The 20,041-nt window shown below is 73.1% G+C and carries 17 protein-coding genes; 5 read left to right on the top strand and 12 right to left on the bottom strand.

Features of this window, described 5'->3' with window-relative positions; genetic code table 11:
• The first annotated feature begins 44 nt into the window (after positions 1–44).
• On the top strand, positions 45–1,169 hold the full coding sequence (locus AB0A65_RS15390) for a PLP-dependent transferase (RefSeq protein ID WP_359951682.1): 1,125 nt from the start codon (positions 45–47) through the stop codon (positions 1,167–1,169).
• A gap of 56 nt (positions 1,170–1,225) precedes the next feature.
• Positions 1,226–2,728, top strand: coding sequence for a molybdopterin-dependent oxidoreductase (locus tag AB0A65_RS15385; protein WP_359951680.1), 1,503 nt, complete (start codon positions 1,226–1,228; stop codon positions 2,726–2,728).
• On the opposite strand, the gene AB0A65_RS15380 is transcribed toward AB0A65_RS15385, so the two are convergent.
• Together AB0A65_RS15380 and AB0A65_RS15375 are read right to left on the bottom strand one after the other, a co-directional pair.
• On the bottom strand, positions 2,715–3,647 hold the full coding sequence (locus AB0A65_RS15380; RefSeq protein WP_359951678.1) for an alpha/beta hydrolase: 933 nt from the start codon (positions 3,645–3,647) through the stop codon (positions 2,715–2,717). The two genes, AB0A65_RS15385 and AB0A65_RS15380, sit on opposite strands and share 14 nt — an antisense overlap.
• A gap of 35 nt (positions 3,648–3,682) precedes the next feature.
• Positions 3,683–4,876 (bottom strand): MFS transporter, encoded by a 1,194-nt coding sequence (locus AB0A65_RS15375; RefSeq protein ID WP_359951676.1) that lies wholly within the window; start codon positions 4,874–4,876, stop codon positions 3,683–3,685.
• A 99-nt stretch (positions 4,877–4,975) separates the two neighbouring features.
• On the opposite strand from AB0A65_RS15375, the gene AB0A65_RS15370 reads away from it, so the two are divergent.
• A complete protein-coding gene (locus AB0A65_RS15370; protein WP_359951674.1) occupies positions 4,976–5,542 on the top strand; it encodes a TetR family transcriptional regulator in 567 nt (188 codons plus the stop codon).
• 3 nt (positions 5,543–5,545) lie between these two features.
• Here the strand turns inward: AB0A65_RS15370 and AB0A65_RS15365 are convergent, their stop codons facing one another.
• Positions 5,546–6,271 carry an SRPBCC family protein gene (locus AB0A65_RS15365; RefSeq protein WP_359951672.1) on the bottom strand — a complete coding sequence of 242 codons (726 nt, stop codon included), beginning with the start codon at positions 6,269–6,271 and terminating at the stop codon, positions 5,546–5,548.
• Between the two features lie 42 nt (positions 6,272–6,313).
• Here AB0A65_RS15365 and AB0A65_RS15360 point away from each other — a divergent pair, with 42 nt between their 5' ends.
• On the top strand, positions 6,314–7,054 hold the full coding sequence (locus AB0A65_RS15360) for a TetR/AcrR family transcriptional regulator C-terminal domain-containing protein (protein WP_359951670.1): 741 nt from the start codon (positions 6,314–6,316) through the stop codon (positions 7,052–7,054).
• Here AB0A65_RS15360 and AB0A65_RS15355 read toward each other — a convergent pair.
• The 9 genes from AB0A65_RS15355 to AB0A65_RS15315 form a co-directional block, all read right to left on the bottom strand.
• Positions 7,051–7,404, bottom strand: a complete 354-nt coding sequence (locus AB0A65_RS15355) for a DoxX family protein (protein WP_359951668.1) — start codon at positions 7,402–7,404, stop codon at positions 7,051–7,053. The two genes, AB0A65_RS15360 and AB0A65_RS15355, sit on opposite strands and share 4 nt — an antisense overlap.
• A gap of 12 nt (positions 7,405–7,416) precedes the next feature.
• Entirely contained in the window at positions 7,417–8,298 is an 882-nt protein-coding gene (gene sigJ / locus AB0A65_RS15350; RefSeq protein WP_359951666.1) for an RNA polymerase sigma factor SigJ, read from the bottom strand.
• A 126-nt stretch (positions 8,299–8,424) separates the two neighbouring features.
• Positions 8,425–10,515 carry a glycoside hydrolase family 36 protein gene (locus AB0A65_RS15345; protein ID WP_359951664.1) on the bottom strand — a complete coding sequence of 697 codons (2,091 nt, stop codon included), beginning with the start codon at positions 10,513–10,515 and terminating at the stop codon, positions 8,425–8,427.
• 57 nt (positions 10,516–10,572) lie between these two features.
• Entirely contained in the window at positions 10,573–13,101 is a 2,529-nt protein-coding gene (locus AB0A65_RS15340) for a glycoside hydrolase family 2 protein (protein WP_359951662.1), read from the bottom strand.
• A gap of 59 nt (positions 13,102–13,160) precedes the next feature.
• Entirely contained in the window at positions 13,161–14,072 is a 912-nt protein-coding gene (locus AB0A65_RS15335; RefSeq protein ID WP_359951660.1) for an ATP-binding cassette domain-containing protein, read from the bottom strand.
• The gene (locus AB0A65_RS15330; protein WP_359951658.1) at positions 14,069–14,947 is read right to left on the bottom strand and encodes an ABC transporter ATP-binding protein; all 879 of its coding nucleotides are present in this window, start codon (positions 14,945–14,947) and stop codon (positions 14,069–14,071) included. Before AB0A65_RS15330 ends, AB0A65_RS15335 begins: the two co-directional genes overlap by 4 nt.
• Positions 14,944–15,948 carry an ABC transporter permease gene (locus AB0A65_RS15325; RefSeq protein ID WP_359951656.1) on the bottom strand — a complete coding sequence of 335 codons (1,005 nt, stop codon included), beginning with the start codon at positions 15,946–15,948 and terminating at the stop codon, positions 14,944–14,946. The genes AB0A65_RS15330 and AB0A65_RS15325 overlap by 4 nt, the downstream gene beginning before the upstream one ends.
• A gap of 12 nt (positions 15,949–15,960) precedes the next feature.
• Positions 15,961–16,950: an ABC transporter permease gene (locus tag AB0A65_RS15320; protein WP_359951654.1), complete on the bottom strand. Its 990-nt coding sequence runs from the start codon at positions 16,948–16,950 to the stop codon at positions 15,961–15,963.
• 34 nt (positions 16,951–16,984) lie between these two features.
• Complete coding sequence (locus AB0A65_RS15315; RefSeq protein ID WP_359951652.1) at positions 16,985–18,661, bottom strand: ABC transporter substrate-binding protein; 1,677 nt, start codon at positions 18,659–18,661, stop codon at positions 16,985–16,987.
• 140 nt (positions 18,662–18,801) lie between these two features.
• Between AB0A65_RS15315 and AB0A65_RS15310 the strand changes: the two genes are divergently transcribed.
• A complete protein-coding gene (locus AB0A65_RS15310) occupies positions 18,802–20,040 on the top strand; it encodes an ROK family transcriptional regulator (RefSeq protein ID WP_359951650.1) in 1,239 nt (412 codons plus the stop codon).
• Position 20,041 lies beyond the last annotated feature (1 nt).

The following is a 20,041-nucleotide window of genomic DNA, read 5'->3' as shown; positions in this document are numbered from 1 at the left end:
CAATCCGTGGCCTTCAAGGCGGCCGCGGCCGTAGCGTCAGCGGCATGACCGACACGTTCGAGACCCTGGCCGTCCACGGCGGCGAGCCGCGGCCCGCCGCGGGCGGCTCGGTGGTCTTCCCGCTCTTCCAGGGCACCGTCTTCGAGACCGACCGGGGCGAGGCCCCCTACTCCAGGCTCGGCACCAACCCGACGCAGCGGCACCTGCACCGCAGGCTCGCCGCCCTCGAAGGCGCCGAGGCGGCCGTCGCCACCGCGTCCGGCATGGGCGCCATCACGACCGCGCTCCACAGCGTCCTCGCCACCGGGGACCACCTCATCGCCGCGGGCGACTTCTACGGCGGCACGCACCGGTTCCTCACCGACCACGCCGCCCGCCTGGGCTGGACGTTCGACCTCGTCGACCCCGGCGACCCCGACGCCTGGCGCCGGGCCCTGCGACCGTCCACGAAGGCGCTCCTCACCGAGACGATCACCAACCCGCTCACCAGGGTCGGCGACCTCGCCGGGGCCGCCCGCTTCGCCCGCGCGCACGGGCTCACGTCCCTCATCGACAACACGCTGGCGACCCCGGTGGTGTTCCGGCCGCACACGGTCGGCTTCGACCTGGTGTGCCACTCGGCGACCAAGGCCCTCAACGGCCACTCCGACCTCACCGCGGGCGCGGTGACCGGCTCGCGGGAGCGCATCGCGCGCGTCGCCGCCGTGCTCGGCTCGTACGGCGCGAGCCTCGACCCGCACGCCGCGTTCCTGCTCGCCCGCGGGCTCAAGACGCTCGCGCTGCGGGTGCGGCGCCAGAACGAGAACGCGCAGGCCGTCGCCGAACTCCTCGACGCGCACCATGCGGTCGCCGCGGTCCGCTACCCGGGCCTGGCCTCGCATCCCGACCACCGGCGCGCGGCCGCGCTGCTCGACGGGTTCGGGTCGGTCGTCACGTTCCTCCCGGCCGGCGGCGCGCCCGCGGCCGAGGCGATCGTGAAGGCCCTGCGGCTCCCGTACGCCGCGCCGAGCCTCGGCGGCGTCGAGTCGCTCGTGACCCGCCTGGACCTCGACGGGGCGGGCGGCATGTCCGGCGAGGCCGTGCGGTTCTCCGCGGGCATCGAGGCCGCCGACGACCTCGTCGCGGACTTCGCGCAGGCGCTGGCGCAATCGCCCGCCGCCCTTGTTTAGCGGAACGTAAGCACCGCCGCCGGGCAATCGCGTCCGCGGCGGTTCAAGATGGAGGGGTGAACACCACGCAACACGCATCGCCGCGTTCCTGGGCCGCCGCCGGGCTGCTCGCCACCGTCGCGGGACTCGCGCTCGGGCATCTCGCCGCCGCGCTCTACGAGCCGCGCTCGGCGCCGCTGTCGGCGCTGTCGGACGCGGTGATCGCCGTCGTCCCGCTCGAAGTGTCGCACTGGTTCATCGAACTCGTCGGCACCCTCGACAAGCCGCTGCTCATCCTCGGCCTGTTCATCGGCGTGTCCGTGGTCGGCGCGGGCGTCGGGCTGCTGTGGCGGGCGAGGCCGTGGCCCGCGCGCATCGCGGTCGCCGTGCTCGCGCTCGTCGGCGCGGCCGCCGCGTTCACCAGGCCCGGACTCGGACCGGAGGCCGTCGTGCCCTCGCTCCTGGCCGGGGCGGTCGCGATCGCGGGACTCCAGTGGTGGGGCAACAGGTTCCAGGGAGAGGAGGCCGGGAGGCGCGGGTTCCTCATGGTGCTCGGCGGCGTCGCCGCGGCCGGGTTCGCGGCCTCGTGGTGGGCCGGGCGGTCCGGGCCTGCCGGGGTCGAGGCGCAGCGGGACGCGGTCAAGCTGCCGGAGGCGGACGTGCCCGCCGTCGAACCCGGGCCGGTCGCGGACTTCAAAGTGGACGGCCTCTCCCCGTACCGGGTGCCCAACGGGGACTTCTACCGGATCGACACCGCGATCACCGTCCCGCAGGTCGACGTCGACACCTGGACGCTGCGCGTCCACGGCATGGTCGACAAGGAGCTGACGTTCACCTTCGACGACCTGCTGGGCCGCGAGCTCATCGAACGCGACATCACCCTGGCGTGCGTCTCCAACCCCGTCGGCGGGGACCTCGTCGGCAACGCGCGCTGGCTCGGCGTGTCCCTCGCCGACCTGCTCGCCGAGGCCGGGCCCGACCCCGCGGCCGACCAGCTGATCTCGCGGTCGACCGACGGGTGGACCGCCGGGTCGCCGACGCAGCTCGTGTTCGACGGGCGGGACGCGATGATCGCCGTCGGCATGAACGGGCAGCCGCTCCCCCTCGACCACGGCTGGCCCGCGAGACTAGTGATCCCCGGCCTGTACGGGTACGTCTCGGCCACCAAGTGGCTCACCGAACTCGAACTGTCCACGTTCGACAGCTACGACGCGTACTGGATCACCCGCGGCTGGTCCGAGCCGCGCCCGATCAAGACCCAGTCGCGCATCGACACCCCCAGGAGCAGGGCGGGGACGGGCACCGTCGCCGTCGCCGGGGTCGCCTGGGCGCAGCACCGCGGCATCAGCGCCGTCGAACTGCGCGTCGACGGCGGCGAGTGGCTGCCGTGCGAGCTGTCCGACGTGCCCAGCGGCGACACGTGGCGCCAGTGGCGCTACGAATGGGACGCGCCCTCGGGCGACCACTCCCTCACCGTCAGGGCCACCGACGGCGACGGGCAGGTCCAGACCAGCGCCGTGCAGGGCGTCATCCCCGACGGCGCGACCGGGCTCCACACCGTGGACGTCACGGTCGGCTGACCCGGGCGAGCAGGTCGCCGCAGAACGCGGTGATCGCGCGGTTGACGACCTGCGGGCGCTCCCACGGCATGAAGTGGCCCGCGCCCTTGATCCAGTACGGGCCGACCGCCTCGGGGAAGGCGACCGCGACGCGCTCGTCGATGTGCTCGCCGAGGGTCACCTGGTCGGTGCCGACGAGCACGAGCGTGCGGTGCGGCACCGGCCGGTCGATCATCTCCGGGGCCGAGACCGGGCGGGCGCCCATGACGACCTCGTAGTCGGCGAAGGACGCGCGCAGGCGCTCGGCGTCCGCGTACGGCTCGGTCAGGAACGCCAGGTCCTCCTCGTCGAACGCGTCGGGCGGGCACCAGAGGCGGTGGCCGAAGAACTCCCCGATGTAGCGGCGGCGCCGCTCCGGCGTGTCGAGTTCGGCGACCAGTTCGTCGGCGCGGCGGCCCTGGAGGCGCTGGTAGTCGTACACCGCGGGCTTGGAGCGGGACGCGGGGATGCCCGCGGCCGCGAACGCCTCGTCCAGGTCCGGCATGGAGTCGTCCAGGACCACGAGGCGGTCGACGCGGCCGGGGTGCCGGTTGGCGAGGTCGATCGCGACCATCGCCCCGAGGTCGTGGCCCGCGACGACCGCGCGGTCCCAGCCGAGCGCGTCGAGCAGGCCCGTCAGGTCGGTGTTGAACGCGTTGAAGTCGTAGAAGCCGTCCGGTGCGAAGTCCGAGTCGCCGTAGCCGCGCAGGTCCGGCGCGGCCACGTCGAACCCGGCCGCGGCCAGCGCGGGGATGTTGTGCGACCAGATGCGGCTCGTGCACGGGAAGCCGTGGACGAGCAGGAGCGGGACGCCGCCTTCGCCGCGGCGGCGCACCGCGAGGCGGTGCCCTTCGCCCACTTCGATCATGGCGGGCGCGACGTGCTCTGCGGGGAGGACCATGGTGACCTGTCTACACCATCGGGGCGACAGTCGGCTTATGTCCGGGTCGCGACCGGTTCTTCGACCTCGGTGTTCTTGCGGGCGGCCGGGGTGATGAACGCGGCGGCGAGGACCAGGACGAGGACGGCGATGAGGGCCGAGCGGAGGCCGTAGTGCTCGCCGAGGAAGCCGAGGACGGGCGGTCCGACGAGGAAGGCGACGTAGCCGATGGTCGCGGCGAGGCCGACGCGGGCGGCGGTGTGCTCGCCGGAGTCGCCGGCCGCGGAGATCGCGACGGGGAAGCCGAGGGCGGCGCCGAGGCCCCACAGGATCGCGGCGGCGGCCGCGACGGCCTGGTTGTCGACAAACACGACGAGGGCCATTCCGGCGGCGCTGACGACGGCGGAGGCGGCGAGGACCGCGACGCGGCCGTAGCGGTCGACGAAGCGGCCGCCGATGAACCGGCCGATCGTCATGGCGGCGGCGAAGATCGCGAAGACGGCGGAGCCGAGGGCGGCGTCGAAGCCGTGGCCGTCGACCATGAGGAGCGGGAGCCAGTCGTTGGCGGTGCCCTCGGCCATGGCGAGGGCGAGGATGATCCCGCCGATGAGGAGCAGCCGCACGTCCTTCCACACGGCGGGGCGGGGTGTGCGTTCGGCGGTGCCGGAGCGGACGACGCGGCCGACGCCGGAGGGGACGGGGCGGATCGCGATCGCGAGTCCGGCGATAACGATGGCGGCGGCGATCCACAGGTGCGCGACGACGGGGAAGGCGACGGCGGTGAGGATCATGCCCGCGGTGGCGCCGACGACGGTGCCGAGGCTGAAGAAGCCGTGCATGAGGGGCATGGCGGAGCGGCCGAGGAGGCGTTCGACCTCGGCGCCCTCGATGTTGAAGGCGACCTCGGCGCCGCCCATGCCGCAGCCGAAGAGGCCCAGGCCGATCGCGACGGCGAGGCCGGAGCCGAAGTGGGCGCCGGTGCCGATGACCCCGGACGCGGCGGCCATGGCGAGGGTCCCGGCGATCATGACCGGGCGGGTGCCCCAGCGGGACACGAAGGACCCGGAGCTGAGGATGCCGGTCATGGAGCCGATGGAGAGGCCGAAGAGGATGAGGCCCATCTGCGCGGTGGAGGCGCCGACGAGGTCGCGCACGTCGGGGGTGCGGGTGACCCACGAGGAGATGGTGATGCCGGGGAGGAAGAAGAGCCCGGACAGGGCGTTCCTGCGGGTGCGGACGGAAGCGGTCACGGGCGGGCCTTCTCGGGGCGGGGACGAGTCTGTACAACCGTACACACTTGCGGGGGCGGGGCGGCCGGGCCGGATCCCCGGCTATGGCAGATTGGTCACATGGGAGGAACACGGCGCGAGGTCCCCAACGACCCCGGGCGCAGGGAGCGGATCCTCGACGCCGTGCTCGACGTCGTCGCCGCGTCGGGCGTCCACGGAACGACCCACCGGCGCATCGCGGCCCGCGCCGGGGTGCCGCTCGGGTCGCTCACGTACTACTTCGAGGGCATGGACGACCTGCTGTCGCAGGCGTTCGCGCGCCTCGCCGACACGATGTCGGTCCACTACCGGGCGACCCTGGAGGGCGCCGCGACCCGCGAGGAGGCGGAGGCCGCGGTCGTGCAGCTCATCTGCGGCCCCGAGTACGGGACGTCCCGCGAGATGACGCTCATCTTCGAGATGTACGCCTACGCGAACCACCGCCCGGAGGCCATGGAGATCCTGCGGACGTGGCTCCTGCGCAGCCGCGAGAGCCTGAAGCTGCACTTCCCCGAGCACGTGTGCCTCGCCCTCGACGTGCTCATCGAGGGCTGGCCGATCCACCGCGTCCTCGAACGCGCCCCGCTGGACCGCGGGCTCGTGGCCGCGACGGTCCGCGCGATCGTCTCCGGCCTCGACCCGGCCTGACCGCTAGCGGGACTCGGCGGCGGCCTTGACGCCCGCGAGCCACGTGTCCACGCCGATCTGGAGGGCCGCGCTCGGGAGGAGCGCGGCCACCACCGGGCCCGACAGGGTCTCCTTGCAGGACAGGCGGGTTCCTCCTGCCGCGGGTTCGGTGCGGTAGACGTGGGTGAAGTGGGCGCCCGCGCTGGTGCTCACGTAGGTGAGGAGGCGTCCGGGTTCGACGGCGCCGAAGGTGGAGGTGACGCGGTTGGGACCGGCGCTCCAGGTGAAGGTCGTGCCGGGGGCGGCGGGGGCGGGCGCGTCGATGTCGCGGACGTCGCCGCGGACCTCGGGCCAGCGCTGGACGTCGGCGAGGACCGACCAGACGGCGTCCGGGGCCGCCTCGACGTGGATCTCCCCCGCGGCCTGCGTGGGGGCGAGGTCGTCGGTGCGGCCTTCACTGACGGCGGCGAGGAGGGCCTCGGGGCCGGGGCCGGTGTAGAGGACGGCGCCGAGCGGGGCCGCGCCGGAGGCGAGCCAGTCGGCGGGGTCGTCGAGGGCGCTGCCGTCGAGGACGGCGATCCCGGCGGCGCCGGGGACGGCGAGGCCGTCGGGGGCGGGGGCCTCGGTGAGGCGGGGGCCGGGCCGGGTTCGAGGGTGAGGACCGTGCGGCGGCCGTCGGGGCTCCAGCGCAGGAATCGGATGGCGGACATGGGGTTTCCTTCCGTTGTCGTACGTCGTACCGTACAACATACGGCAGGCGTACCGGGTACGGCAAGGGATTAGAATCGGCGCGTGAACTCGCAACGATGGCCCGATCCCGGCGCCGTGCTGCCGCTCCTGTGGCGCACGGCCGAGCGCCCGAGCCGCGGCAGCGGCCTGACCGTGGGCGCCATCGCGGAAGCGGCGGTGGCGATCGCGGACGCCGACGGGATCGGGGCGGTGACGATGCGCGGCGTCGCCGAGCGGCTCGGGGCGGGCACGATGTCGCTGTACACGCACGTGCCGGGGAAGCGGGAGCTGTACGCGCTCATGCTCGACCACGTGTTCGCCGACGCGGCGCAAGCGCCTGCGGGGCGAGGCGACTGGCGGGAGCAGTGCGCGGCCATCGCGCGGCGGGACCGGGAGCGGTACCTGCGGCACCCGTGGCTGCTGGAGCTCCCTGCGGCGCGGCCCGCGTTCGGGCCCAACGTGACCGCGAAGTACGACCGGGACCTGGCGGCCCTGGAGGGGACGGGGCTGAGCGCCGCGGAGATGAACGCCGCGGTGATGTCGCTGACGAGCTTCGTCTCCGGCGCGGCCCGGTTCCAGCGGCAGGCCGAGAGCGACGAGCGGGCCGGGCGCACCGAGGAGCGGTTCTGGCAGGCGCACGAGCCGTTCCTGCACCTCGTGCTCGACCCGGAGCGGTTCCCGACCGCGCACCGCGTCGCCGAGGAGGCGAAGCGCGACGGGGACGCCGACCACGACTCCTCGTTCGAGTTCGGGCTCGAACGGCTCCTCGTCGGGATCGGCGACCTCGTCGCGCGGAAGGGCTAGAGCGCCAGGCCGAGTGCGAGCGTGGCGACGGCGAGGCCGAGGAACGAGAACGTCCCGACGGTCTCCTTCGGCCAGAAGTTCGCGAGGACGTGCGTGTGGACCGCACAGGCCCAGAACAGGATCAGGCCCGCGGCGGAGGCGAGGGCCAGCGGCGGGTAGGCGAACCCGGCGAGCAGGCCGAGGCCGCCCGCGATCTTGAGGACGCCGATCGGGAAGACCAGCATGGACTGCGGCACGTGCGCGCCGTCCATGAGCGGCAGGATGACCTTGAGGCGGACGGCGGCGCCGATGCCGGACCCGAGGTTGGCGAGGCCGCCGACGAGCAGGAGGACGGTATAGAGCGTGGTCATTGGGGGCTCCGTTCAGTGGAGGCGGGTGAGCTTCTCGGGGTTGGTGACGGCGTAGACGCCGGTGACGGCCTCGCCCTGGAGGTCGAGCATGAGGACGCCGACGACGGCGCCGTCGCGGACCATGAGGGCCGACGGGGAGCCGTTGACGGGCTGGAAGCCGACCGAGAGCCCCTCGCCGCGGAGGTGGAAGCGGCCGGTGAGGAACTCGGCGATGCGCTCGGGCCCGTGCATCGGGCGCGGCCCGGCCGCGGGGGCGAGCCCGCCCCCGTCGCAGGTGAGGACCACGTCGGGGGCCATGAGCGCGATGAGCGAGTCGAGGTCGCCCCCGGACACGGCTGCCATGAACCGCTCGGTGACCCGCCGGTGGACGGCCGGGTCGACCCGGTACTTCGGGCGGCGGGCCTGGACGTGGCCGCGGGCGCGGTGCGCGGTCTGGCGGACCGCGGCCGGGGTGCGCCCGAGCATCGCGGCGATCTCGTTGTGGCCGTAGCCGAAGACGTCGGCGAGCACGAACACGGCGCGCTCCGCGGGCGTCAGCGACTCCAGGACCACCATGAGCGCCAACGACACCGACTCGGCGTGGACGGCGCGGTCCGCGCCGTCGGACTCGGTCGGGACCGGTTCGGGCAGCCACGGCCCGATGTAGGTCTCGCGGCGGCGGCGCACGGCGTCCTGGCGGGCCAGCGCGGCGTTGATCGCGACGCGCGCCAGGTAGGCGCGGGGGTGCTCGATCGGCGCGCCGTGCGAGCGGGCCTCCCAGGAGAGCCAGGTCTCCTGGAGCACGTCCTCGGTGTCGGCGACGGTGCCGAGCATCGCGTAGACGATGCCGAACAGCAGTTCGCGGTGGTCGGTGAACACCGCGGTCGCGGTGTCCGGTTCGGTGCCGGGGTCCACGGGGGCCTCCTCGGTCGGCGGGTGGTGTTGCCGATCTGAGAGCCGGACGGGCCCCGGTTCTGTGACACCCGGGAGCGGATTGTGACCGAGGCCGCAGCCTCGGCCGTCACGATCTTAGAACGCGGCCTAGGCGCTCCTCGTCAGGCGCAGGACGCGCGCGGTCGGGGCGGGGACGTCCGCGGCGATGCGCAGCGCGCCGTCCGCGGCGTTCCAGGCGGTGCTCCACTCGCCGATGCCGGGGGTGCCGGGGGCGGGGAAGACCTGGTCGCACGTGACGTGCTCGCCGCGCAGGGAAGGCAGGGCGAGTTCGAGGGCGTCGGGGGCGCCGGGCAGGCGCCACACGGTCACCACGGTGGCGGCCTCGGTGTGGAGGGCGAACGCCTGCCAGGGGCCGCGGTGGTCGAGGCCGAGGGGCCAGGAGGGGACGGCGGCCGCGTTGTGCGGCAGGAGTTCGCGGTGCGCGGCGACGGCGGTGGCGACGAGCGCCAGCTGCTCGTCGCCCATCCGGGCGAGGTGGCCGCTGAGGTACAGGCGGCCGGTGAGCCCGGCGACGAGCGTGAACGCGGACTCCTCGGTGCCCATCTCGGGCTGCGCGTAGCCCCAGTGCCCGGCCTGCTCGGGGAGGATCGACGCGGGCGTGGCGGCGGCGATGGCGGGGTACAGGAGCGGGTCCTGCTGGTCCGAGGTGGACTGGAGGTGGAGGCGGGAGAGGGTCGCGTAGTCGGCCCGCATGCCGCCGGAGGCGCAGTTCTCGACCAGGAGCCCGGGGTGGCGGGCGAGGACGGCGTCGAGCCAGTCGAGGTAGGCGCGGCAGTGCTCCAGGAGCCCCGCGCCGGGGGCGAGGCCGCCGGTGTCGGTGCCGGGTCCGGGCATGATGTTGTAGTCGAGCTTGAAGAAGCCGATCCCCATGCCCACCAGGCGGTCCACGACGGCGTCGAGGTGGGCGCGGGCGGCGGGGTGGCGCAGGTCGAGCTGGTAGCGGCCGTGCTCGACGACGCGGTGGCCGCCGCGCTGGAAGAACGCGTCCGCGGGCAGGGTGTCGGCGATCTTGGACCGGACGCCGACCACTTCGGGTTCGAGCCAGATCCCGGGGGTCATGCCGAGTTCGCGGATCGCGGTGAGGACGGCGCCGAGGCCGTCGGGGAAGCGCGAGCGGCTCTCCTCCCACTCCCCCACGGCGTCCCACCAGCCGCCGTCGTCATCGTCGTACCAGCCGGCGTCGATGCAGTAGTAGTCCGCGCCGGCGCGGGCGGCGGCCTCGGCGAGCGGGAGGATCTTCGCGGCGGTCGGGTCGCCCATGAGGGTGTTCATGTAGTCGTTGAAGACCACGGGCAGCGGGCCGGAGAGCCCGGCGGTGCCGGTGGCGGCGGTGAGGGCGCGGCGGTGGGCGGTGAGGCGGGCGAGGGCGGCGCTCACCGGGTCGTCGGCGTCGCGGGCGAGGGTGAACGCGGCGGGCACGGACGTGAACATCTCGCCGGGGGCGAGCGTGGTGCTCCACTGGTGCTCGGCGTCGGTGGGGCCGAGGAGCGCGAGGGACGCGCCCGTGCGGTCCTCGCCGAGCTCCCAGTGCCAGGCGCCGTTGTGCTCGATCTGGAAGGCCAGCGCGGTGTCCGGGCCCGCGACGAGGCCGGTGGGGAGGCGCTCGCCGGTGGACCAGGAGCTGCGGGTGGTGACGGCCATGCGGGCGCGGTTCATGTGGTGGTGGACGGCGGGGTCCATGGCGGGCAGGCCGACCTCGCGGAGCGGGGCGCGGTGCCAGCGGGACTCGGCGACCCAGTCGTTGTCGCCCCACAGGACGTCGAGCTCGTCCACGGTGGTGTCGCCGTTGACGAAGGTGCCGAGGACGAGCGAGGTCACAGCCTGGACGACGACCGGGTACTCCCCGGCGCGCAGGACGGTCCAGGTGCGCACGGCCCCGTCGGAGGGTGCGAAGACGCTGGTGGTGTGGAGGCCGGTGACGGGGTCGATCTGGTGGAGGCGCAGGGTGCCGTCGGCGAGGTCGTGGCCGGTGTAGCGCAGGCGCGCGCCGACGGTGGTGCAGGAGTAGCGGTGGCTGCCGGGGAAGCGGCCGTGGCCGAGGACCTGGACCTCCACGAGCGGCGGGGTGGTCGCGGCCGGGCCCGGCGGGGCCCCGGCGGGCGTGAACGCGGTGAGGGTGACCGGTGCGTCGGCGCCGGTGGCGAAGTCGAGGTCGAAGTCTCCGGTGGACCATCGCATGGCGTGTCTCCTCGCGGCGCCGCCCGGCCTCGCGGGCCGGGCGGCGGATCGTCGGTGCTAGAGCAGGTCGTTGGCGCAGCGCAGGGCGGCGGCGAACGCCGCCGGGTCGCCCCCGGCGGGGGTGTCGACGCGGACGACCGCGGTCTCCCCGGCGCGCAGGGTGATCATGCCCCGGTCGGCCCGGGCGAGCGGGTCGACGGTGTCGGCGTGGCAGAACACGTCACGTGCGAGGGACGCGGCGGTGACGTGGAGTTCCACGACCCCGTGTGCCGCAACGGCTTCGACGCGGAGCGGGCGCGGGTCGAGCCGCTGGCCGATCACCTCGGCGCCGTAGTGGAACGCGGTCGCGAAGGCCCCGTCGTCGGCGACGGCCACCACCGCTTCCGAAGCCGGGTCGCCGAACGCCGCGACCTCCGCAGGGACGACGACGGTGGCCGCGCCGCGCGCGGGCACCGTCGCCTCGACGGCGGCCTTGGCGAGCACGGTCCCGTCGAAGGACTCGCGCACGAGCGTGAAGCCGCCCGTGTAGTCCTCGCCGGTGTCGTTGACCAGGACCAGGCCCAGGGCGTCGAGCTCGGGCGGCAGGCCCTCCCACGCCTCGGCCCGCGCCTTGTCCGAGGGACGCGGCTGGAGCGTCGCGAGGCGCGGGGCGTACATGTCGCGCAGGGCGTGCCACAGCGGCTTGCGGTGCCCGGCGAAGTCGACCGCGGCCCAGGAGACCACGGGCCAGTTGTCGTTGAGCTGCCACAGGATCGTGCCGGTGTTGTGGGGCGTGAGGGACCGGAAGTGCTCGACGCCGAAGCGGATCGCGTGGGCCTGGTTGAGCTGCGTCGTCCAGTGCCAGTCCTCGATGGACTGCGGGTCGGGCAGGTGGCCCTGCCAGCCGCGCTGGAGCTTCGCGTTCCCCTGGTGCGCCTTCTGGTGGACGAGCATCTCGTGGCCGAAGGGGTCCATGGGCTCGTCGTGGACGACCTTGGCGAGGGTCGACCACGCCGGCGGAGCCTGGAAGCCGAACTCGGAGACGAAGCGCGGCCGGTAGTCGGCGTACACGGAGTAGTCGACGCGGTTCCACACGTCCCAGATGTGCATCGAGCCGTAGCGCTCGTCGTTGGGGTGGCGGTAGTCGCCGAAGGAGAACGGGCTCGCGGGCGAGTACGGCCGGGTCGGGTCCAGTTCGGACAGGATCGACGGGAGGAGCTCGGTGTAGTAGGCGTCGCCCCAGCCGCGGCCGCCGAGGCGGTGCGCCCAGGACCAGTCGACCGAGCCCCACGTGTTCTCGTTGTTGCCGTTCCACAGGACGAGGGACGGGTGCGGGCTCAGGCGGGCCACGTTCTCGCGGACCTCGGCCTCGACCTCCGAGCGCAGCGGGTCGTCCTCGCTGTACGCGGCGCAGGCGAACAGGAAGTCCTGCCACATGAGGAGGCCGTGCTCGTCGGCGAGGTCGTAGAGGTCGTCGGACTCGTAGATGCCGCCGCCCCACACGCGCAGGAGGTTGATGTTCGCGTCGAGGGCGTCGGCCACGCGCCGGGCGTACCGGTCGCGGTCGATCTCGGTGAGGAACGCGTGGTCGGGGATCCAGTTGGCGCCGCGCACCAGCACGCGCTCGCCGTTGACGCGGAGGTCGAACGGGGCCCCGGCGGGGTCGGGGGCGGTGTCGAGCGCGACGGTGCGGAAGCCGATGCGGCCGCGCCACTCCCCTTGGCCCACTTCGACACCGATGTCGTACAGCGGCTGGTCGCCGTGGCCGGCGGGCCACCAGCGGCGCACGTCCGGAACGTCGAGGACGACGGTGACGGAGTCAGATCCCGGGAGGACGGAGGCGACGGTCTCCAGCGGGCGGCGGTCGGGGCCGGTGAGGACGAGGAGGACCTCCGTCTCGTCGTCCCCTTCGGCGCGTTCGACGTCGATGTGCGCGGTCAGGACGCCGTCGTGGCCGCCTTCGGCGTTCTCCACGACGTCCACGAGGGGCCGCACGCCCGCGACGCGGGTCCCGGACCACGAGTCGAGGCCGATCGGCTTCCAGATCCCGGCGCCCGCCACGTCGACGCCCCAGTCCCACCCGAACGAGCAGGCCATCTTCCGCAGCTGGTTGTACGCGTGGTGGTTCGTGTGCGGCAGGGCCCCGTCGCGCTCGGCGCGCGCGGCGGCCTCGGGGACCGGGGCGGCGAAGACCACCGAGAGGGTGTTCTCCCCTTCCCGCAGCAGCTCCCGCACGTCCCAGCGGTAGGACCGGAACTGGTTCTGCGTGCGGCCCACCTCGGTCCCGTTGAGCGACACGGCCGCGACGGTGTCGAGGCCGAGCGCGACCAGGTCGTGGCGCTCCGAGCCGTCGTCGGCCCAGGAGAACACCGTCTCGTACCGCCAGGACGTGTCGCCGATCCACTGCTGCGCGGCCTCGTTGTCGCCGTCGAACGGGTCCGCGATGAGCCCGGCGCGGCGCAGGTCCAGGTGCGCCTCGCCCGGGACGGCGGCCGGGACGCCGGCGGCCAGCGCCGCAGCGTCCACCGTTGCGTCCGCGGGGAGCTCGGCGGCGGTCAGGGTCCAGCCCTCGTGGAGCGGACGGAACGTCGCGGGAAGGAAGGTCATGTGGGTCCTCAATGGTCGTGGTGGTGCGGTCTCGCGGGAGCGCCGGTCCCGCGCGGGCGTCAGGTGCGGGCGACCGGTCTCGCTGCGGCGGCGGGGACTCCGGCCTCGCGCCACTCGCCCGCGAAGTGGTCGTAGCAGGCGCTGTTGTCGATCGCGTCGCGGTCGACCGGGGCGTCGGCGGTGACGCGGCCGAGGCGCTCGGGGTCGGGCGCGGCGGCGGCGAGGAGCTTCGTGTACTCGTGGTGCGGGTCGAGGATGACCGCGTCGGCCGGGCCGCGTTCGACGACGCGGCCGCGGTAGAGCACGGTGATCTCGTCGGAGAAGTGGCGGGCGGTGGCGAGGTCGTGGGTGATGTAGAGGACCGCGAGGTCGTCCTCGCGCTGGAGGCGGCCCAGGAGGTTGAGCACGCCCAGGCGGATCGAGACGTCCAGCATGGACACCGGCTCGTCGGCGATGAGGACCTTGGCGCCGGGGGCGAGCGCGCGGGCGATGGCGACGCGCTGGCGCTGCCCGCCCGAGAGCTCGTGGGGGCGCCTGGGGGCGATGCTCGCCGCGGGCGTGAGGTTGACGCGTTCGAGCATCTCCAGGACGCGCTCGCGGGTCTCCTCGCCTGCGGCCGTGCGGTTGTGGATGCGCAGCGGCCGGGAGATGTGGTGCTCGATGGAGTGGAACGGGTTGAGCGAGGCGAAGGGGTCCTGGAAGACCATCTGGACCTCGCGCCGGTAGGCGGCCCGCTCCACGTTCGTGCCGTCGTCGCGGACGACCTCGACGCCCCCGGAGGTGGGGGTCTCCATGCGGGTGAGGATCTTCGCGATCGTGGACTTGCCGGACCCGGACTCGCCGACGAGGGCGACGGTGCGCCCGGGGGTGAGTTCGAGGCTGACGTGGTCGACGGCTCGCAGGCGGGTGCGCTTGAGGCCGTTGCGGATCGTGTAGTCCTTCACCAGGTCGGTGACGTGCACGCTGGTCATGCTCGCTCCTCGGTCGCTTCGGCCTTGGTCTCGTCGACGCCCGTGCGGATGAAGGCGCCGCGCTCGCCCGAGAGGCTCGGGAAGGAGCCCAGGAGCTTCTGCGTGTACGGGTGCTTCGCGTCGCGGTAGAGCGACTCGGCGGTGTCGAGCTCGACGATCTCGCCTTCGAGCATCACGGCGATGCGGTCGCTGATCTCCAGCAGCAGCGGCAGGTCGTGGGTGATGAAGACGACCGCGAAGTCGAGTTCGTCGCGCAGGCGCACGATCTCGCGGAGGATGTCGCGCTGCACGACCACGTCGAGCGCGGTGGTCGGCTCGTCCATGATCATGATCTGCGGCTCCAGGAGCATCGCCATGGCGATCATGACGCGCTGCCGCATGCCGCCGGACAGCTCGTGCGGGTAGGAGCCGAGGCGGCGCGGGTCGACGCCGACGCGGCGGAGCACGTCCTCGGAGCGGTCGCGGATCTCCTTGCGGCCCATCCTGGGGCGGTGCGCGCGGAGGGTGTCGGCGAGCTGGGCGCGGACGGTGCCGACCGGGTTGAGGGCGTTCATCGCGCCCTGGAAGACCATCGAGAGCTTGTCCCAGCGGAACGCGCGCAGCTCGCGGTCTTCGAGGGCGAGGATGTCGACGTCCTCGCCGGAGCGGTCGTGGAAGGTGATGCGGCCCGAGGCGATGCGCGCCGGGGGCCGGTGGAGGCGGTTGACGGCGTACGCGAGCGTGGTCTTGCCGCAGCCGGACTCGCCCGCGAGGCCGAGGATCTCGCCGCGGTGGAGGGTGAGGTCGGCGCCGCGCACGGCGGTCACCGGCTCGTCCACTTCGTACACGACGGTGAGGTCTTCGACGGTGAGCACCGGGGGTGCGGTCGTGTTCATCGGTCGGTCTCCTTGGCGGGGGTGCGGCGGGCCAGCTCGCGTTCGAGGCGCAGGGCCCGGCGGGCGCGCCGGCGGTGCTGGCGCAGGTTCTTCAGCTTGGGGTTGATGACCTCGTCGATGGAGAAGTTGACGAGCGACAGGCCCATGCCGAACAGGGCGATCATCAGGCCCGGCGGCACGAACCACCACCAGGCGCCGAGGGAGAGCGCGAACCCGTTCTGGGCGTAGAAGAGCATCGTGCCGAGGGTCGCGGAGTTGGAGGCGCCCAGGCCGATGTAGGAGAGCCCGGCCTCGCCGAGGATCGCGGCGATGACGGCGAACACGAACTGCGAGGCGATGACCGGCAGCAGGTTCGGGAGGATCTCCACCACGATGACCCGCCACGGGCGCTCGCCCGAGACCTGGGACGCGGCCACGTAGTCCCGCTGGCGCACCGAGAGGGTCTGGGCGTGGAGGACGCGCGCGGAGGCGGCCCAGCCGGTGACGGCCAGGACGATCGCGATCGTCCACAGTCCGCGGCTCTCGCGGGGCACGAACCCGGAGATGACGATGACCAGCGGCAGGCCCGGGATCACCAGGAACACGTTGGTGAACAGGGAGAACGCGTCGTCGAGGAACTTGCCGCGGTAGGCGCCGTAGATCCCGAAGAACGCCGAGAGCACGGTGGCGAGGACGCCCACGAGCAGGCCGATCTGGAGGGAGCCGCGGGTCGCGTAGGCGAGCTGCGCGAGCACGTCCTGCCCGGTCTGGGTGGTGCCGAGCCAGAACTCCGCGGACGGCGGGGTGAGGCCCTGGTCGCGGATCTGCCGCGGGTCGCCCACGAAGAGCGGCCCGAGGAGTCCGAAGAGGCCGATCCCGGCGACGAGGACGAGGCCGATCGCGAGCCAGGGGGTCATGGTCGGCAGGAGGGAGCGCCAGCCGGAGCGGGCGGGCCCGGCCGCGGGTGCCGCTTCGGCGGCGTCCGCGACGGGGGTGGTGTTGGCGGGCTTGAGGTTCGTCATGGTCGCCGCTCCTTAGGTCCGCGCCCGCGTGCGGGGGTCGATGATGCCGTAGAGGAGGTCGACCAGGAGGTTCGCGCCCAGGACGGCGAGGGTGATGAACAGGAACACGCCCTGCATGAGCGCGTAGTCGTTGTTGGTGACCGCGCCCAGCAGGCGCCCGCCGATCCCGGGGTAGGAGAACACCTGCTCGGTGATGACCGAGCCGGAGACGACGAACCCGAGGGAGATCGCGAACCCGGCGACCGAGGGGAGCACGGCGTTGCGGGAGGCGTAGGAGCGCAGGATCTTCCGCGGCGACAGGCCCTTCGCCTCGGCGGTGAGGATGTAGTCCTCCGAGAGCGTCGAGACCATCATGTTGCGCATGCCGAGGACCCAGCCGCCGATCGAGGCGAGCACGATCGTCAGCGCCGGAAGGAACCCGTACTGGATCGCCGAGCCGATGAACTCGCCGTTCCAGCCCGGGGTGAGGACCACGTCGTAGCCGCCCTGGAGGGGGAACCAGCCGAGGACGCGGGCCAGGAGGTAGGCGAGGATGAGCGCCAGCCAGAAGTACGGGACGGCCGCCAGGAGCGTCGTGGACGGGACGAGCGAGTCCAGCCACGTGCCGGGCTTCCACCCGACCACCGCGCCGAGCAGGACCCCGAGCACCGCGGCGAGGATCGTGGCGATCCCGACCAGCACCACCGTCCAGGGCAGCGACGTGAGGATCACGTCGCTGACCTTGGCCGGGTAGTAGCTGACCGAGACCCCCAGGTCGCCGTGGGCGAGGTTCTTCAGGTAGTCCCAGTACTGGATCCACAGGGGATCGTCGCTGTCGCCCCCGAGGAGGAGCGCGTAGGCCTTGCGGGTCTCCGGGGTCACCGTCTCGCCCCGCTGCTGGAGCTTGGCCAGCAGGATGTCGACGGGATTGCCGGGCAGCAGCCGCGGAATGGCGAAGTTCAGCGTCAGCGCCGCCCACAGGGCCACGGCGTAGAAGCTCAGTTTGCGCAGGAAATAGTTCACTGTGTCTCGACTCCTCCTCGGGGGCGAAGGCCCTCTAGCCCTTCGGTTCGAGGCGCTTGAAGATCTCGGCGCAGTCCCAGGCGGACCAGACCGCCGGGAACGCGTAGAGGTCCTCGTCCGAGGGCCAGCCGGAGAACTCGGCGGTGTTCCACACGCTGGTGGTGCCGCCGGTCATGATCGGCACGTACGGCATGTCGTCCCAGATCGCGGCCTGGATGGTGTCGAAGTACGGCTGGCGGGCGGCCACGTCGTCCAGCGGCAGCGCCGAGAGCGCGTCGAGGGCGGCGTCCACGTCGGCGTTGCTGAAGCGCGAGTAGTTGTTGCCCGCGGACTCCCCGACCTGCGCGGTCGCGGTGGAGACGAAGAAGTAGTTGTACAGGTAGTACGGGTCGGCCGTCGGGCCCTGCCACAGCGAGTCGATCGCGAGCTGGAACTCGCCCTTGAGGCGCTGGTCGGTCCACTCGTTCCAGGAGGACTGGGCGGCGGTGAGCTCGATGCCGGCCTCCTTGGCCTGCGAGGCCATGGTGTCGACGGCGGTGATGTAGTCGGTCCAGCCGGTCACGACCTCGACGGTGAGCGAGAGGCGCTCGCCGTCCTTCTCGTAGATGCCGTCCGAGCCCTTGACCCATCCGGCCGCTTCGAGCGTCTGGGTCGCGGTGTCGGTCTGCGCGGTCTGCGGCGCGACCTTCTCCTCGATTGCGGCGGAGACGAACTGGTCCTGGCTCGGGGTCAGGGTGAACACCGGCGAGACCTCGTTGGCGGTGTCCATGAACGCCAGCGAGTTGAGCTGGTCGCGGTCGAGCGCGTAGTAGAGGGCCTTGCGCACGGCCGGGTCGGTCTGCGGGCCTTCGCAGCCGAGGTCAGGGTTGGAGCAGGTGCCCAGGACCATCTGGTTCTGCCACTGCGTGTACGCGTCGTAGTTCGGGAAGTTCTGGTGCGTGTTCTGGATGTCCGGGATCGGCCCGGTCTGCCAGTCGATGGTCCCCGCGGCGATGGCGTCGGCGCCGGCCTGGTTGCCCGAGAGCGACAGGTAGCGGATCTCCTTCACTTTCGGCTCGCCGCCCCAGTAGTCGGGGTTGGCCGCGAGCGTGTACGCCTGGGGCTTGAACTCCTTGAGGGTGAACGCGCCGGTGCCGACGGGCTCCTCCACGACGTCGGCGGTCGGGTCGACGTCGGCCCACAGGTGCTCGGGGACGATCGGGGTGCTCAGCAGGTCGGGGGCCTTGGTGAACATCGGCGTCGCGAACGTGAGGGTCACGTGGGTGTCGTCCACGGCCGCGGCCGTGCCGTCGTAGCCGCCGCCGTTGATCGCCGGGGTGGCCTTGAGGAGGTCGAAGGTGAAGACCACGTCGTCGGCGGTGAACGCCTCGCCGTCGCTCCACTTCACGTCGTCGCGGAGGGTCACGGAGAGGACGGTGCCGTCCTCGTTCCACGCCTCCTCGGTGCCCAGCAGCGGGACCGGGTCCTGGACCTGGGCCTTGTTGAAGAAGAAGAGGGATTCGAAGATCGTCCCCATGCCGCCGATCTTGGTGGGCGAGAAGGGGTTGAAGTTGACCTGGTAGTCGCCGGCCTGTCCGGTGTAGACCACGAGGGTGTCGCTGGCGGAGGAGCTGCCGGAGCCTCCCGAGCAGGCGGTGAGCGCGAGGCCGAGCACGGCCGCGCCCGCGAGGGCGGCCGCGGCGCGGCGCCGCAGTCCGTTCTTGGGTGACATCGTCGTCCTTTCGGGTCCGGGGCGCCGTCGCCCGCGGAACTGGAGGGGGTCGCGCCCGCTTGGGCGTCCGGCCAATTATTAACCTGTTAAATTTAAGGTGTCAAGAATAAGATCCGATGAACTTCCGAAGGAGGCCGCCGATGCGCCACCGGGGCGGAGCCCGCGCCAACGCGGCCCGACGCGTGCTCGACCTCCTGCGGACCGAGGGCACGCTGAGCCGCGTCGAACTCGCCGAGCGGACCGGGCTGACCGCCGCGACCATCACCAACACCGTGCGACCGCTCATCGTGGACGGGCTCGTGCGCGAGTCCGGGCGCGACCCGCAGCCGGGCCGCGGCCAGCCCCGGCGGCTGCTGCGACTCGTCGCGGGCGCCTGGCACGCCATCGGCATCCAGGTCGACCGGACCACCACCACGATCGAGGTCCTCGACTTCGCCGGGGGCCGCATCGCCACCGCGAACCTCCCCGGCACGGGCGGGCGCGGGCCCGACGAGACGGTGAAGGCGCTCGCCGGGCACGTCGGCGCGCTGCTGGAGCGGGCCGGGGTGCCGCGCGCCCGCGTCCTCGGCGCGGGCCTGGTGACCCACGGCCCGCAGGATCTCGACCGGGGCGTGCTGCTCACCGCCCAGCCCGGCCCCGACTGGCTGGAGTACCCGCTCGCCGGGACGCTCGCCGAGCGGCTGGGCCTGCCGGTGCTGCTGGAGAACGACGCCACCGCGGCCGCGGTCGGCGAGCTGTGGGCCGGGGCCCCGCGCACCGACACGTTCGGCCTGGTCTACATGGCTGCAGGCATCGGCGGCGGCGTCATCGTGGACGGCGAGGTCTACCGCGGCCGGGCCTCCAACGCCGTCGAGATCGGGCACGTGCCCCTCGCGGGCGGCAGCACGCCGTGCGTGTGCGGCGGCGCAGGTTGCGCCCAGGCCGAAGCGGCACCGCAGGCGGTCGTCGCGCGGGCCCTCGACGATCCCGCCTTCACCGGGCGGTTCGGGCTGACCGGGGCGCGGGACGGCGCGCTCGCGGACTTCGACCGCATCGCCCGTGCTTGGCGCGCAGGCGATCCCGACGCCGCCGCGATGCTGGAGCGGTCCGCGCTGTGGATCGGGCAGGCCGCGGTGACGCTCGTGAACCTGTTCGACCTCGACACCGTCGTCCTCGCCGGACCGGCGTTCACGGTGGCCGGGACGCTGTACCGCGACCGGGTCGCCGCCGAGCTGGAGCGGCTGGCGCTCAGCCGCGCCCTCGTCCGCCCCAAGGTCCTCGTCTCGGCCGACACCGGGTCCGCGGCGGCGCTCGGCGGCGCGCTCCACGTGCTGCGGACCATGCAGGGCGCGCCCCACCCCGCCGATTTCGCCGGGTCACCGGACGCGCATGTCCAGTAAG

The organism is Glycomyces sp. NPDC047010, from assembly GCF_040644205.1.
Classification (GTDB): Bacteria; Actinomycetota; Actinomycetes; order Mycobacteriales; family Micromonosporaceae; genus Glycomyces.
Note: the sequence above shows the minus strand (reverse complement) of the source record. Positions and strands in the feature narration are given on the sequence as shown.